The sequence below is a fragment of the Caballeronia sp. AZ10_KS36 genome (assembly GCF_023631105.1).
In the GTDB taxonomy this organism is placed as follows: domain Bacteria; phylum Pseudomonadota; class Gammaproteobacteria; order Burkholderiales; family Burkholderiaceae; genus Caballeronia.
Genome location: NZ_JALQDQ010000002.1, coordinates 24431 through 39208, shown reverse-complemented (window position 1 = coordinate 39208; position 14778 = coordinate 24431). Strand labels below are relative to the sequence as shown.

Here is a 14778-nt window from a genome sequence, read left to right as displayed (position 1 = left end):
CATGGAATTCTTCCGCATTCGCCGCGACTTGCCGCTGATGCAGCGTGCGTTGATCTTCAACGCGATCTCGCTCATCACGTTCCTCGCGGCTGTCTTTTTCCTCGTGCATCGCGGGCTGCATCTGTCGGTCGAGTTCACCGGCGGCACGGTCATCGAAGTGCAGTATCCGCAGGCCGTGCCGCTCGAACCGGTGCGCGCCACCATGGCGAAGCTCGGTTACGGCGACGCGCAAGTGCAGAACTTCGGCACCTCGCGCGACGTGCTGATCCGCCTGCCGCTCAAGCAGGGCCTGACCTCCGCGCAGCAGAGCGATCAGGTGATGAGCGCGCTCAAGTCGAACGACGCACAAGTGACCTTGCAGCGCGTGGAGTTCGTCGGGCCGCAGGTCGGCAAGGAGCTCGTGACCAACGGGCTCGCCGCGCTCGCGTGCGTGGTGATCGGCATCGTGATCTACCTGTCGTTCCGCTTCGAGTGGAAGTACGCGGTGGCGGGCATCATCGCGAACCTGCACGACGTCGTGATCATTCTCGGCTTCTTCGCCTACTTCCAGTGGGAGTTCTCGCTCTCGGTGCTCGCGGCGATTCTCGCGGTGCTCGGCTATTCGGTGAACGAGTCGGTCGTTATCTTCGACCGGATTCGCGAGACCTTCCGCAAGCAGCGCAAGATGACGGTGATCGAAGTCATCAACCATGCCATTACCAGCACGATGTCGCGGACCATCATCACGCACGGCTGTACCGAAATGATGGTGCTCTCGATGTTCTTCTTCGGCGGTCCGACGCTGCACTACTTCGCGCTCGCGCTGACGGTCGGTATTCTGTTCGGTATCTATTCGTCGGTGTTCGTGGCCGCCGCGCTCGCCATGTGGTTCGGCGTCAAGCGTGAAGATCTGATTAAGGAAAAGAAGGACAAGTACGATCCGAACGACCCGAACGCGGGCGCTCAGGTTTAACGCTTCTTTCCAGCGCAAAAGCAAAAGGGCCGGTCTCGATGACCGGCCCTTTTCGTTTCTCTCGCGCGATGCGCCGAGACTTACTGCTTCACGCCTTCAGCCTGGATATGCAGCACCGTCTTCAGGCTGAAGCCGTACGACTTGCCGTAATCCACGCCGAAGTCGCCGCGATCGAACGTCCCCGTCGCTTCCGTGCCGCAGACTTCCTTCTTCATCATCGGGTTCACGAAGCACTTGAAGCTCTCGATCTTCAGGTTCAGCGGCTTCGTCACGCCGTGCAGGGTCAGCGTGCCGACCACTTCAGACGGCTTGTCGCCGTCGAATTTGATCGACGTGCCCTTGTACACGGCCGTCGGGTACTTGGCGACATCGAAGAATTCCGGCTTTTGCAGATGCTCGTCGAGCTTGGCGTTGCCCGTGTTGACCGACGACATGTCGATGGTCACGTCCACCGTGCCGGTCTTCGCGGCGCGGTCGAGCACCACGGTGCCGCTGCTCTTGTTGAACTTGCCGCGCCACGTCGACACGCCGCCGAAGTGGTCCGCCTCGAAGCTCGGATACGTGTGGTTCGGGTCGAGCTGATACGTGTCAGCGGCCATCGCGCTGAAGGACAGGCCGGCTGCAAGCATGCCGGCGGCGATCATCGAAAGCTTGTTCAAGTGCTTCTCCTGACTGAATGAACGTTGAATTTACGTTGTTGAACGAAACGGCCGCCGCTTACTTCTTCGCGGCGACGATATGGAACTTGATGACGACATCGTCCGCGACCACCGACGTGTCCTTCCACTCGCCCGTGCCCACGTCGAACTGCGAGCGCTTGATCGGCAAGGAGCCGTCGAAGGTTTCGGTCGCGCCCTGCTGCGTGATGGTGACGGGCACCGTGACCGTCTGCGATTTGCCCTTGATCGTGATCTTGCCCGTGACCTTGTACTGATTGCCGCCCGCCGGCGCGATGGCGCTCGAAACGAACGTGGCGGTCGGATACGTCGCGCTGTCGAACCATTCCTTGCCGCGCACCTGCTTGTTGTAGTCGTCGTCGCCGAGATCGTAGCTGCCGGTGTCGATGGTGATGTTCGCGCTGCCCGCCGCAGGCTTCGCGGGATCGAACGAAATCTGCGCGTTGAACTTGTTGAACTTGCCGTCGGTGGGCACGTTCATTTGCTTGGACGTGGCGATGACCGAGCTCTTCGCCATATCCACCTGCGCCTGCGCGCCCGCCGCCGTGGCGAGCGATGCCGCGGCCACCGCCGCCAGCATCCAACCATTGAGTTTCATTTTCATGTGTGCCTTTTGTGCCTTTTTAGACGTATCGACGAGCAACCGGTATTGAAAATCAAAAGCATGCGGGAACCAACAATGAGCCGGACATGCCTTGCCAACGGCGAGGAAACAATCGAACGTTGCGCCTCGATCACTTGATGAACGGCAGCATGCGGCCGAGCAAGCCGTCGCGATCGACGAAATGATGCTTGAGCGCCGCGAGCACGTGCATGGCGACGAGCACCAGCAGGCCGTAGTTCAGCGCCACATGGACGATGCGCAGCGTCGCCTTGAGCGCCTTGTCCGGGCCGATGATCGTCGGCAGCGGCAGCACGCCGAGATAGACGACCTGCAAGCCCGCCGCCGAACTGTACAGATAACCGGATGCGGGAATCACGATCATCAGCACGTAGAGCAGAATATGCGTGACGTGCGCCGCGCCCTGCTGCCAGCGCGGCATGCCGGCCGGCATGGCGGGCGCGCGATGCGTCATGCGCCACACGAGCCGCAGCGCCGCGAGCACGAACACGGTCACGCCGATCCACTTGTGCCACGAGAAGTACTTGAGCTTGGTCGGGGTGAAGCCGGGAATATCGGTCATGATCCAGCCGAGATAGAACCCGCCGACGATCAAGAGCGCGATGAGCCAATGAAACGCGATTGCCGTCGCGCCGTATCGCTCGGTCGTAGTGGCTTGTGAGATGCCAACACTGCTTTCCATGATGCTGATGTCCTGAATGTGCGTAATAAGCGTCTGGCCGATGCATGCGCCGCCATGCTACCCGAACAGCGGCGAAATGCCATCACACGCGCCGGGACATGCCGCGCAGGCTCCAAGCCAGCACTGGCGCGGCTTTGCGGCCGTTTTGCAGCGATGTACTGCATCCATGCAACGAACTATTCCGCGCATGCAACGGTCGACGCCTCCGGGCGCGGCCAGAAGTGAACGGAACCGTCGGCCGGTTTATTCCGCGCCGGTCTCGCTTGCGCTTCCAGCGTGCCCTATCGTCGCGCGTCATCGGTCTTTGATACCATGCTGCTACCGTGCGCGCTGGCCCGGGACTTGCTCTTACTGCCCCGGGCCGATCTTGCGGCGCCCTACGAACACGCATGAGAAGGCCCGGCATCGACTATGAATGTGAACGATTCAGAAGAACTGATCGCATGTCACGAATGCGACGCGCTCTTCAGAAAGCGCGCGCTGCCCGAACATAGCACCGCGAACTGTCCGCGCTGCGGCGCGCGACTCTACCGCGGCATGACATCCAACCTCGACCGCATCTGCGCGACGACGCTCGCCGCGCTCATCACCTTCGTCATCGCGCAGGCGTTTCCCATCGTCGAACTCGACGCGAACGGCATTACCTCGCAAACGACGCTCATCGGCGCGATCATCGCGCTGTGGGGCGAGCACATGGAGTTCGTCGCGGTGCTCGTGTTTTGCGCGACCATCCTGTTTCCGCTTTGCGAACTGACCGCGCTGCTCTACGTGCTGATGCCCGTGCGCGCTGGTTACGTGCCGCCGGGCTTTCACCTCACCTTGCGCGCGATTCAGTTCGTGCGGCCGTGGGGCATGATCGAAGTGTTCATGCTCGGCGTGCTCGTCACGCTCGTGAAGATGCTGAGCGTCGCGCGCGTGATTCCGGAGGCCGCGCTCTTCGCGTTCGGCGCGCTCACGCTGATGGTGGCGGTCGTCGTCAGTTTCGATCCGCGCTCGCTCTGGGATCTCGCGGGTCAGCTTCCCCCGCGCGGGCGTGCGGCCGTCGCGCCGCCCGCGAGGCAGAAATCGTGACCGACGCGCAGCGCAACACCGACTCGCCCGCGCCCGGCGCCGAACCGCCCACGCTGTTCACCACGGCATCGCGCGAGCGCGTAGTCGGCTGCCACGCCTGCGGCCTCGTGCAGCCGCTCGCGCGCACGGTCGAAAAGCAGCGCTGCACGCGGTGCGGCGCGGCCGTGCATCGGCGCAATCCGGACAGCATCGCGCGCACGTGGGCGCTTCTCATCAGCGCGGCGATCCTCTACATTCCCGCGAACGTCTATCCGATGCTGCACACGTCGTCCATCCTCGGCGCGGAAGACGACACCATCATGAGCGGCGTCGCGTTGTTCTGGAACGATGGCGACTATCCGCTCGCCGTGGTCATTTTCGTGGCGAGCATTCTCGTGCCGATGCTGAAGCTGCTGTCGCTCGCGTTTCTGCTCGTGAGCGTGCAGCGGCGCTCGACGTGGCGTCCGCGTCAGCGCACGACGCTCTATCGCATCGTCGAAGGCATCGGCCGATGGTCGATGCTCGATATCTTCGTCGTCACGCTCACCGTCGCGCTGGTGCGCTTCAAGTCGGTCGCGGTCATCACGGCGGGGCCGGCCGCGCTCGCGTTCGCGTCCGTCGTCGTCCTGACGATGCTCGCGTCCATGCAGTTCGACCCACGTCTGATATGGGACAACATAGAACCGTCAGGAAAGAAATATGACTAGTGCCCAAGGTCCGAATGGGCCGGATACGCCTAAGCCTCCCGAGGAAACGAGCGGCGACGGCCTGCCGCCGAGACTGCCCGAGCCGGTGATCGAGCCGCGCAGCCGCTGGCTGCCGTCGCTCGTGTGGGTCATTCCGATCGTCGCGGCGCTGATCGGCGTGTTTCTGGTCGTGAAGACGGTGTCGAGCCGCGGTCCGACCGTCACCATCAGTTTCGTGAGCGCCGAGGGCCTGGAGCCCGGCAAGACCAAGGTCAAGTTCAAGGACGTGGACATCGGCACGGTCAAGACCATCACGCTGTCGAAGGATCATTCGCGCGTGCTCGTCGATGTGCAGCTCACCAAGGAAGCCACCGATTTCGCCGTGAAGGACACGCGCTTCTGGGTCGTGCGGCCGCGCGTGGCGGCAAGCGGCGTCACCGGTCTTTCCACGCTGCTTTCCGGCGCGTACATCGGCGCGGACGCGGGGAAATCGACCGAGGATCAGACCTACTTCGTCGGTCTGGAGACACCGCCTGCCGTCACCGGCGACCAGAAAGGACACACGTTCACGCTGCACGGCGAATCGCTCGGCTCGCTGGATATCGGCTCGCCGGTGTATTACCGGCGCGTGCAGGTCGGGCAGGTCACGGCGTTTTCGCTCGACAAGGACGGCACCGGCGTCACCATGCAGGTCTTCGTGAACGCGCCGTACGACCAGTACGTCGGCACGAACTCGCGCTGGTGGCACGCGAGCGGCGTCGATCTGCGGCTGGATTCGAGCGGCTTCACGCTCAACACGCAGTCGCTCGCGACCGTCGTGCTCGGCGGCATCGCGTTCCAGACGCCGCCGAATCAGCAGGCCGGCGCCCAAGCGAAGGAAAACGCGACCTTCCGCCTCGCCTCGGATCAGGCCGACGCGATGCGCGATCCCGACGGCGATCCCGTGCATGTGGTGATGAACTTCAATCAGTCGTTGCGCGGCTTGTCGGTCGGCGCGCCGGTCGATTTCCGCGGCATCGTGCTCGGGCAGGTGACGGGCATCGGCGTGCGATACGACCAGCAGACGCATTCGTTCATGATGCCCGTGACCATCGACCTGTATCCGGACCGGCTCGGCCGCCGCGCGAAAGCCGCGCTGCCCGAACAGGGAACGGAGCAGAGCCACGACATGCTTCAGTTGCTCGTCAAGCGCGGCCTGCGCGGACAGTTGCGCACCGGCAATCTGCTGACGAGCCAGCTTTACGTCGCGCTCGACTTCTTCCCGAAGGCCGCGCCCGCGAAGGTGAACGTCGCGGGCGATCCGATCGAACTGCCGACGGTGCCGAACACGCTCGACGAACTGCAACTGCAGATTGCCGACATCGCGCGCAAGCTGGACAAGATTCCGTTCGACCAGATCGGCACGAATCTCAACGGGTCGCTGAAGAACGCCAATACGCTCTTCGATCAGCTCAACAAGGAAGTCATGCCCGAAATGCGCGACACGCTCACGCAGGCGAAGAAAACCTTCGGCGCGGCGCAATCGACGCTTCAGCAAGATTCGCCGCTTCAGTCCGACGTGCATCAGGCGATGCAGGAACTGACGCGGACGCTTCAATCGCTCAATGCGCTGGCGGATTATCTGGAACGTCATCCGGAATCGCTCTTGCGCGGCAAACCGGAGGACAAACCATGAGGTTCGGCGCGTTGTTGTTGACCGTGGGCGCGGCAGGCGCGCTGTGCGCGTGCGCGTCCTCGCCGTCGAGCCGGTTCTATACCCTGGGCGGCGCGGCGCAGACGCCGGCTGCAGTGTCGTCGTCGGCGGCGGCGTTCTACTTCCAGCTCGCGCCGGTGGACATGCCGGAGCAGGTTTCGCGCAATCAGCTGGTCGTGCAGACGAGTCCCGCGCAGGTGAGCGTGCTGGAGCAGGAACGCTGGGCCTCGCTGCCCGGCGACGAAGTGCGGCGCGCGCTGTCGAGCGATCTGTCGCAGCAGTTGAATGCGATCGACGTCTACGGCACGCCGTATCCGGAGTCCGCGCCGGTGTATCGCGTGACGGTGAAGGTGCAGCGGTTCGAGTCGTGGCCGGGCTCGCGGGCCGTGCTCGACGCGGTCTGGAGCGTGCGCGCCGCCGGTTCGCAGACGGTCATGACCTGTCGCACGGTCGCGGACGAGCCTGTCGGCGAAGGTTACGGCGCGCTGGTCGACGGGCATCGCAAAGCGGTGAATGCGCTCGCCACGGCGATTTCGGCAGGCGTGCGAAGTCTCGGTGCGCTGCCGCCTGCCGTCGCGACGCCATCGTCGGCCAAGGGCAAGGCGGCAGCGGCCAGCGCGCGCCCCGCGCCGGTTTTGCCGTGCCCGGCGTCGGATGGCGCGACGACTGCCAGCGCGCAGTAAGTTCGGCGCGTTGCATGCGCCGAACGCATAGGAACCCGATATTTCCGTCTGCTTCGCACCGTGTTTCGTCTGCTGATGAGCAGCACTGAGCGTCTTGCCGCAACGGCATGTTGTCGCCAGACGACACCGGCCTGCGCCGCATCTCGAAAATGCGGTTGACGCAGGCGCGCCCGGTTAAGATCGACCTCCGCTTTATCCGAAACGAACGCGAAGAATAGATGATGAAACTGATCGGTTCGCACACGAGTCCATTCGTCCGCAAGGTGCGGATTGTGATGGCGGAAAAGAAGATCGACTGCGAACTGGTGCTCGAAGACGTCTGGGCATCCGATTCGAAGATCCACGATTTCAACCCGCTCGGCAAAGTGCCGTGTCTGATTCTGGACGGCGGCGAAGCGGTGTTCGATTCGCGTGTGATCTGCGAATACGTGGACACGCTGACGCCCGTGGGCAAGCTGTTGCCGCAGGAACGGCGCGAGCGCACCGAAGTGCGCTGCTGGGAGGCACTCGCGGACGGCATGCTGGACGCTGCCGTCCTGATTCGCCTCGAAAGCGTGCTGCGCGACGAAGCCCAGCGCAGCGAGAAGTGGATCGCGCGGCAGCGGCACAAGATCGAGGACGCTCTGCGCGCGATGGCGCGCGGTCTCGACACGAAACAGTGGTGCTCCGCGAACCGCTTCACGCTCGCCGACATCGCGTGCGGCTGCGCGCTCGGCTATCTCGACTTCCGCATGCCGGACCTCGACTGGCGCGAGGCGCATCCGGCGCTCGACAAGTTCTACGCGCGGCTCGCGCAACGGCAATCGTTCATCGATACCGAGCCGCGCTGAGCGCCGCGCTCCCGCGCAAGGCGGGAGCGGTCCGGCAAGCACGCGTTACTTCTTCAGCGCGGCCTTGAGCGTCGCGTTGGCCTGCGCGATTGCGGCGCGCGTGGCGGGCGTCTCGGCGAGCGCGTTCAGCATCACGAAGTCGTGGATCGTGCCGTTGTAGCGGACGGACGTCACCGGTACGCCGGCTTCGGTCAGCTTGCGGGCGTAGGCTTCGCCTTCGTCGCGCAGCACGTCGTTTTCGTCGGTGATGACGAGCGCCGGCGGCAATCCCTTCAATTCATCGATGCTTGCGCGCAGCGGCGACGCCGTGACTTTCGCGCGATCCGCCGCGTTCGGCGCGTAGGCGTCCCAGAACCACTTCATTGCGTCGCGCGTGAGCCATGGGCCGTTGGCGAACTCGTTGTACGAACCGTCGTCGAAGTTCGCGTCCGTCACCGGATAGAACAGCACCTGCGCGCGCAGCGCCGGGCCGCCCCGCTCCTTCGCGAGCAGCGTCACGGCCGCGGCCATGTTGCCGCCGACGCTGTCGCCGGCCACCGCCATGCGCGACGCATCGACGTTGAACTCGCGGGCGTGGTCCGCCACGTAGCGCGTCGCTGCGTACGCTTCTTCGATCGGCACCGGGTACTTCGTCTCGGGCGACCGGTCGTAATCGACGAACACGACTTCGGCCTGGGCGCCGTTGGCAATCTCGCGCACCAGCCTGTCGTGCGTGTTCTTGTCGCCGAGCACCCAGCCGCCGCCGTGGAAATACATGATGACCGGCAGCGTGCCCTTCGCATGCGCCGGCCGCACGACGCGCAACGCGATCTTGCCCGTCGGACCGGCTTCTATCACGCGGTCTTCGATTTTCGCGGCTTCCTTCTGAACCGGCTGTGCTTGCGCGCCTGCAAGCACGTTGCGCGCGTCGGCCGGAGACAGCGTGTAGATCGGCGGGCCGTTCTTCGCAGCGAGCGTGTCGATAAATTGCTGCGTCGTCGGTTCGAGCACCGGCGCGGCGTCGGCTGCGGTATGCGCCAGAACGGCGGTGGCGACGGCGGTAGCGAGCAACGTGGCTTTCAGCTTTTTCATGGTGTTCTCCGGTCGGTAAAAAGGAAACGAACGTTTTACGTAAATCTACTACTAGATAGACACATCGGCGGATTCGCCAGCTTTATGCACTGCGCGGCAAGAGAGCGGCTGACGCCAACCCGCAGCCGGGCGCGCCATTCAAAGGCGAACGACGCTGCACTGCGCCCAGAAGGCTTCAGTTACGCCAAAATCTACCTATCAAACGATAGACAAAGGCACGAAGGAAAACGGGTTTTTCACAGACTTATCCACAGGGTTATCTACCGCCGCACGGTTGCGGCGACTTCGTCCAGACGCGCGCGCGTCTGAAACAATCGGCATGCGAGCAGACTGCCTTGAAACGCGGCATAGAGGGCGCGCGCCGCCGCCTCGGGCTTGCCTCCGGCATCGAGCGTATCCTGCGCCTCGCCTTCCGCGAGGACCTTCGCCAGCCAGTTTTCGTTGGCGCGAAAGAACGCCTGAATGGCATGCCGCACTTTCTCCGGCAGCGACTCGATGTCCGCCGCCAGCATGCCGCAGAGGCAGACTTGCGTTCCGTCGCCGATGATGCGCCCGAAGAGCTTCGTGTAGCGGTCGAGCTTCTTGTCGGCCGAGGCCGAACTGTCGATGGCATAGACCGAGGACATGACGTCCGCGCTATAGGCGTTCACCGCTTCGAGCGCGAGATCTTCCTTCGTCGGAAAGTAATAGTGGATGCTCGACGTCTTCACGCCGACGAGGTCCGACAAGTCGCGATAACTGAAGCCGTTGTAGCCGCGCTTCATCATGACCGTCTGCGCATGATCCAGCAGCGCCTCGCGTACCGTGTTCTTGTCCATCGCGTCATTCACCGTTCATCCGATGTCGATGGGCGTACTTTATCTACCAATAGGTAGAGAGTCAAGCGATTGTATCAAATGACTTTTTATCGAGACGATAGCCGACGGCTACCGATGCGCGCCCCGGCGCACTCGCGTCCGGGGCACGCGACGTCAGTTTGCGGCAGCCGCCACCGCGCGCGGCGCGGGCGATGCCACGTCCGCCGCCGCGCTTTCGATGATCCCGCCGCCGAGGCACACGTCGCCCTGATAGAGCACCGCCGACTGTCCCGGCGTCACCGCCCACTGCGCGTCGTCGAAGTTCAACTGGAAATGACCGTCGTCCGCAGCGGCGAAGCGGCACGCGGCGTCCTGCTGCCGATAGCGCGTCTTCGCCGCGCACGCCGTGCCGTTCTCGGGCGCGAAACCCGCGACCCAGCTCGTGTTCCCCGCGACGAGCGTCTGGGACAGAAGCCACGGATGGTCGTGGCCCTGCACGACATAGAGCGTGTTGCTCGCCATGTCCTTGCCCGCGACGAACCACGGCTCGCCGCTGCCGTCCTTCGCGCCGCCTATGCCGATGCCCTTGCGCTGTCCGAACGTGTAGAACGCGAGTCCCATGTGCTCGCCGACGACTTTCCCTTCGGCCGTCTTCATCGGGCCGGGTTGCGTCGGCAGATAGCGGTTCAGGAAGTCGCGAAACGGCCGTTCGCCGATAAAACAGATGCCGGTCGAATCTTTCTTCTTCGCGTTGGGCAGGCCGATCTGCGCGGCGATTTCCCGCACCTTCGTCTTCGGAATTTCGCCGAGCGGGAAGAGCGTCTTCGAAAGCTGCTGCTGATTCAGCCGATGCAGGAAGTAGGACTGATCCTTCGTCGAATCGGTGGCCTTCAGCAACTGGAAGAGGCCATCGTGCTCGCGCACGCGGGCGTAGTGGCCGGTCGCGATGGTTTCCGCGCCGAGCGACATCGCGTGATCGAGGAACGCCTTGAACTTGATCTCTGCGTTGCACAGCACGTCCGGATTTGGCGTGCGGCCGGCCGAGTACTCGCGCAGGAATTCGGCGAACACGCGGTCCTTGTATTCGGCGGCGAAGTTGACCGCTTCGACGTCGATGCCGATCAGGTCCGCCACCGACACCACGTCGATCCAGTCCTGCCGCGTCGAGCAGTATTCGCCGTCGTCGTCGTCTTCCCAGTTCTTCATGAACAGGCCGACCACGTCGTAGCCCTGCTCTTTCAGCAGCCACGCCGTCACCGACGAATCCACGCCGCCCGACATGCCCACCACTACTCTTCGCTTGCTCATAGGATTACCGCGTTGTTGGCGCGCGAGCGCGTCAGGAGCGCGCCACCGGCGCGACCGAATGCGTATGGATGAAATCGAGTGGCACGCGCCGCCCGGCCAGATAGTCGTCCACGCACTGCATGACGAGCGGCGTGCGATGCTGCGCGGCCGTCGCGCGCAGTTCGTCGGGCGTGAGCCACATCGCGCGAACGATGCCTTTGTCCAGCGCGCGCCCCGCCACCTCGCCCGCCGATTTGCCGCAGAACGTGAAGCGCAGATACGTCACGTCGCGCCCGGGACGCTGAAAGTGCGTCATGTACGCGCCGACGAGAGCCTCGGGCTCGAAGCGATGCGCCGTTTCTTCCAGCGTCTCGCGAACGACCGCCTCGACGAGCGTTTCGCCCGCTTCGAGATGACCGGCCGGTTGGTTGATTCGCAGCCCTGCGGACGTGTGTTCCTCGATGACGAGGAAGCGCCCGTCCTGCTCGACGACCGCCGCGACCGTAACGTGAGGAGCCCAAGTATCTGATTTCATGGCCGACATTTTACCGTCACCCGTCCGATCACGTGCGCGCGGCCTAAGGGTTAGCGCGGGGTGCGATCGCGCCCCGGATTGCATGTTGGGCGCATATTCTTCAGTTAGAGTTGAGAAGTCGTCCGTCAGCATCTGAAACCCGAAAACAGCCTTGGTCTCTCCCTCGTGCGTGGCCGCGCGCGAGGGCAAGAAAAGAAAAGACAGGAGGATTCAACATGCATATCGGAGTGCCTGCCGAGACGCGGGCGAACGAGGCGCGCGTCGCCGCCACGCCGGAGACGGTCAAAAAGCTCGTCGCGCAAGGACACCGCCTTTCGGTGCAAAGCGGCGCGGGCGTGCGGGCGAGCTATATCGACGACGCGTTCGCGCAAGCGGGCGCCGATATCGTCGATGCCACCACCGCGTTTTCAGCCGACATCGTGCTCAAGGTCCAGTCGCCATCCGCCGAAGAACTCGCGACGATCAAGCCGGGCGCCGTGCTCATCGGCATGCTCGATCCGTTCAACACCGAGAACACCGCGCGGCTCGCGGCAGCGAACATCACCGCGTTCGCGCTCGAAGCCGCGCCGCGCACGACGCGCGCGCAGAGCCTCGACGTGCTCTCTTCGCAGGCGAACATCGCCGGATACAAGGCCGTGCTGATGGCCTGTCAGTACTACCAGCGATTCATGCCGATGCTCATGACCGCCGCCGGCACGGTGAAGGCGGCGCGCGTGCTCGTGCTGGGCGCGGGCGTCGCGGGCCTGCAGGCGATCGCGACGGCGAAGCGCCTCGGCGCCGTCGTCGAAGCGTCGGATGTGCGGCCGGCCGTGAAGGAGCAGATCGAATCGCTCGGCGCGAAGTTCGTCGACGTGCCGTTCGAAACCGACGAGGAACGCGAGGCGGCGCAAGGCGTCGGCGGCTACGCGCGGCCCATGCCGCCGAGCTGGCTCGCGCGACAGTCGGCGCTCGTGCACGAACGCGCGAAGGCCGCCGACATCGTCATTTCGACCGCGCTGATTCCCGGCCGTCCCGCGCCGACGCTCATCTCGGTGGAAACGGTGAAGCACATGAAACCGGGCTCGGTGATCGTGGACCTCGCCGCCGGACGCGGCCCCGAGTTCGAAGGCAGAAAAGGCGGCAATTGCCCGCTCACCGAAGTCGATCAGGTGGTGACGAAGCATGGCGTGCATATCGTCGGCCACACGAATCTCGCCTCGATGGTCGCCGCCGACGCCTCCGCGCTCTACGCGCGCAACCTGCTCGACTTCCTGAAGCTGATCCTGACGAAGGAAGGCACGCTCAACATCGACCTCGCGGACGACATCGTCGCGGCCACGCTCCAGTGCCGCGACGGACAGCTTGCCCGCGCGACCGCCTGACACGGAGACGAACATGGACGTCATCAACCATACGGTGATCAACCTCATCATCTTCGTGCTGGCGATCTACGTCGGCTATCACGTGGTCTGGAACGTGACGCCCGCGCTGCATACGCCGCTCATGGCCGTGACGAACGCCATTTCGGCGATCGTGATCGTCGGCGCGATGCTCGCGGTCGGTCTGACGGTCGGCGGCACGGGCAAGTTCTTCGGCGCGCTGGCGGTGCTGCTCGCCGCGGTGAACGTGTTCGGCGGCTTTCTCGTCACGCGGCGCATGCTCGAAATGTTCAAGAAGAAGGAGCCGAGGAAGCTGACCAGCAAGGAGGGCGCGTAAATGAGCATGAACGTCGTCACTCTGCTGTATCTGATCGCTTCGGTGTGCTTCATTCAGGCGCTCAAGGGCCTGTCGAATCCGAAGACCGCGCGCATCGGCAATACGTTCGGCATGGCGGGCATGGCGATCGCCATTTTCACGACGCTCGCGCTGATCGCGAAACAGGCCGCTTATCTCGGATCCAATCTCTCGCTCGGGCTCTCGCTTCTGTTCGCCGCGTTGATTATCGGCGGCGCGGCGGGCGCGTATATCGCGGCCAAAGTCGAGATGACGAAGATGCCCGAGCTCGTCGCCGCGATGCACTCGCTGATCGGTCTCGCGGCCGTGTGCATCGCGTATGCGGTGGTTGCGGAGCCGTCCGCGTTCGGACTCGCGCCGCCGGGCGATCTGATTCCGTACGGCAATCGCGTCGAGTTGTTCATCGGCACGTTCGTCGGCGCGATCACGTTTTCGGGATCGGTCATCGCGTTCGGCAAGCTTTCGGGCAAGTACAAGTTCCGGCTTTTTCAGGGCGCGCCGGTGGTGTACTCGGGGCAGCATCTGATCAATCTGCTGCTGGCTGTCGCGATGATCGGGTTCGGCATCATCTTCATGGTGACGCAGTCGTGGCTGCCGTTCGTCATCATGACGCTGATCGCGTTTGCGCTGGGCGTGCTCATCATCATTCCGATCGGCGGCGCGGACATGCCGGTCGTCGTCTCCATGCTCAATTCGTACTCCGGCTGGGCGGCGGCGGGCATCGGCTTTTCGCTCAACAATCCGATGCTGATCATCGCGGGATCGCTGGTCGGTTCCTCGGGCGCGATTCTCTCGTACATCATGTGCCGCGCCATGAACCGCTCGTTCTTCAACGTGATTCTGGGCGGCTTCGGCGGCGAGGCGGGCGGCGCGGCGGCGGGCGGCGCGCAGGAGCAGCGGCCGGTGAAATCCGGTTCCGCCGATGATGCCGCCTTCATGCTCGGCAACGCCGAAAGCGTGGTGATCGTGCCGGGTTACGGGCTCGCCGTCGCACGCGCGCAGCACGCGCTGAAGGAGCTGACGGACAAGCTCGTTGAAAAGGGCATCGACGTGCGGTATGCGATTCACCCGGTCGCGGGGCGCATGCCGGGGCACATGAACGTACTGCTCGCGGAAGCCGAAGTGCCGTACGAGATGGTTCAGGAGATGGAGGACATCAACAGCGAGTTCGGGCAGACGGACGTGGTGCTCGTGCTCGGCGCCAACGACGTAGTGAACCCGGCTGCGAAGACGGACCCGAAATCGCCTATCGCGGGCATGCCTATCCTCGAAGCGTACAAGGCGCGGACGATCATCGTGAACAAGCGGTCGATGGCGGCGGGCTACGCCGGGCTCGATAACGAACTCTTCTATATGGACAAGACGATGATGGTGTTCGGGGATGCGAAGAAGGTGGTCGAGGAGATGATGAAGGCGGTGGAGTGAGGGTTGGCGACTAAGAAGAACCGCGCTCGTTCGCCAGCCGTGGACGAGCGCATAAAGTCATGCCACGCACCATTC

Annotated in this window: 16 protein-coding genes; 9 read left to right on the top strand and 7 right to left on the bottom strand. The window is 63.9% G+C overall.

What is annotated here, in order from left to right:
• Nucleotide 1: 1 nt before the first annotated feature.
• On the top strand, nt 2-952 hold the full coding sequence (secF, locus tag NCR35_RS03235) for a protein translocase subunit SecF (RefSeq protein WP_250533030.1): 951 nt from the start codon (nt 2-4) through the stop codon (nt 950-952).
• Between the two features lie 80 nt (nt 953-1032).
• Here secF and NCR35_RS03230 read toward each other — a convergent pair whose 3' ends face one another.
• The 3 genes from NCR35_RS03230 to NCR35_RS03220 all read right to left on the bottom strand — a co-directional run bounded on the left by NCR35_RS03230 (nt 1033) and on the right by NCR35_RS03220 (nt 2933).
• The gene (locus tag NCR35_RS03230; RefSeq protein WP_502801641.1) at nt 1033-1596 is read right to left on the bottom strand and encodes a YceI family protein; all 564 of its coding nucleotides are present in this window, start codon (nt 1594-1596) and stop codon (nt 1033-1035) included.
• Between the two features lie 73 nt (nt 1597-1669).
• Nucleotides 1670-2233, bottom strand: a complete 564-nt coding sequence (locus tag NCR35_RS03225) for a YceI family protein (RefSeq protein WP_250533028.1) — start codon at nt 2231-2233, stop codon at nt 1670-1672.
• A 130-nt stretch (nt 2234-2363) separates the two neighbouring features.
• Entirely contained in the window at nt 2364-2933 is a 570-nt protein-coding gene (locus NCR35_RS03220; protein ID WP_244847897.1) for a cytochrome b, read from the bottom strand.
• 411 nt (nt 2934-3344) lie between these two features.
• Here NCR35_RS03220 and NCR35_RS03215 point away from each other — a divergent pair, with 411 nt between their 5' ends.
• The 5 genes from NCR35_RS03215 to NCR35_RS03195 all read left to right on the top strand — a co-directional run bounded on the left by NCR35_RS03215 (nt 3345) and on the right by NCR35_RS03195 (nt 7875).
• The gene (locus NCR35_RS03215; protein WP_250533027.1) at nt 3345-4004 is read left to right on the top strand and encodes a paraquat-inducible protein A; all 660 of its coding nucleotides are present in this window, start codon (nt 3345-3347) and stop codon (nt 4002-4004) included.
• On the top strand, nt 4001-4690 hold the full coding sequence (locus NCR35_RS03210) for a paraquat-inducible protein A (RefSeq protein WP_502801637.1): 690 nt from the start codon (nt 4001-4003) through the stop codon (nt 4688-4690). Before NCR35_RS03215 ends, NCR35_RS03210 begins: the two co-directional genes overlap by 4 nt.
• The gene (locus NCR35_RS03205; protein ID WP_250533026.1) at nt 4683-6344 is read left to right on the top strand and encodes a PqiB family protein; all 1662 of its coding nucleotides are present in this window, start codon (nt 4683-4685) and stop codon (nt 6342-6344) included. The genes NCR35_RS03210 and NCR35_RS03205 overlap by 8 nt, the downstream gene beginning before the upstream one ends.
• The gene (locus NCR35_RS03200) at nt 6341-7045 is read left to right on the top strand and encodes a PqiC family protein (RefSeq protein ID WP_250533025.1); all 705 of its coding nucleotides are present in this window, start codon (nt 6341-6343) and stop codon (nt 7043-7045) included. Before NCR35_RS03205 ends, NCR35_RS03200 begins: the two co-directional genes overlap by 4 nt.
• A gap of 218 nt (nt 7046-7263) precedes the next feature.
• Nucleotides 7264-7875 (top strand): glutathione S-transferase, encoded by a 612-nt coding sequence (locus NCR35_RS03195; RefSeq protein WP_250533024.1) that lies wholly within the window; start codon nt 7264-7266, stop codon nt 7873-7875.
• A gap of 45 nt (nt 7876-7920) precedes the next feature.
• Here the strand turns inward: NCR35_RS03195 and NCR35_RS03190 are convergent, their stop codons facing one another.
• The 4 genes from NCR35_RS03190 to NCR35_RS03175 form a co-directional block, all read right to left on the bottom strand.
• Entirely contained in the window at nt 7921-8946 is a 1026-nt protein-coding gene (locus NCR35_RS03190) for an alpha/beta hydrolase (RefSeq protein WP_250533023.1), read from the bottom strand.
• Between the two features lie 260 nt (nt 8947-9206).
• The gene (locus NCR35_RS03185; RefSeq protein WP_250533022.1) at nt 9207-9764 is read right to left on the bottom strand and encodes a TetR/AcrR family transcriptional regulator; all 558 of its coding nucleotides are present in this window, start codon (nt 9762-9764) and stop codon (nt 9207-9209) included.
• Between the two features lie 153 nt (nt 9765-9917).
• Complete coding sequence (mnmA, locus tag NCR35_RS03180) at nt 9918-11051, bottom strand: tRNA 2-thiouridine(34) synthase MnmA (RefSeq protein WP_250533021.1); 1134 nt, start codon at nt 11049-11051, stop codon at nt 9918-9920.
• Nucleotides 11052-11082: 31 nt separating this feature from the next.
• Nucleotides 11083-11565: an NUDIX hydrolase gene (locus tag NCR35_RS03175; protein WP_250533020.1), complete on the bottom strand. Its 483-nt coding sequence runs from the start codon at nt 11563-11565 to the stop codon at nt 11083-11085.
• Nucleotides 11566-11780: 215 nt separating this feature from the next.
• Here NCR35_RS03175 and NCR35_RS03170 point away from each other — a divergent pair, with 215 nt between their 5' ends.
• The 3 genes from NCR35_RS03170 to NCR35_RS03160 are packed head-to-tail and all read left to right on the top strand — an operon-like array spanning nt 11781 to nt 14703.
• Entirely contained in the window at nt 11781-12926 is a 1146-nt protein-coding gene (locus NCR35_RS03170; RefSeq protein WP_250533019.1) for a Re/Si-specific NAD(P)(+) transhydrogenase subunit alpha, read from the top strand.
• A 13-nt stretch (nt 12927-12939) separates the two neighbouring features.
• The gene (locus tag NCR35_RS03165; RefSeq protein ID WP_175939459.1) at nt 12940-13260 is read left to right on the top strand and encodes an NAD(P) transhydrogenase subunit alpha part 2; all 321 of its coding nucleotides are present in this window, start codon (nt 12940-12942) and stop codon (nt 13258-13260) included.
• The gene (locus NCR35_RS03160) at nt 13261-14703 is read left to right on the top strand and encodes an NAD(P)(+) transhydrogenase (Re/Si-specific) subunit beta (RefSeq protein WP_250533018.1); all 1443 of its coding nucleotides are present in this window, start codon (nt 13261-13263) and stop codon (nt 14701-14703) included.
• Nucleotides 14704-14778: the final 75 nt, after the last annotated feature.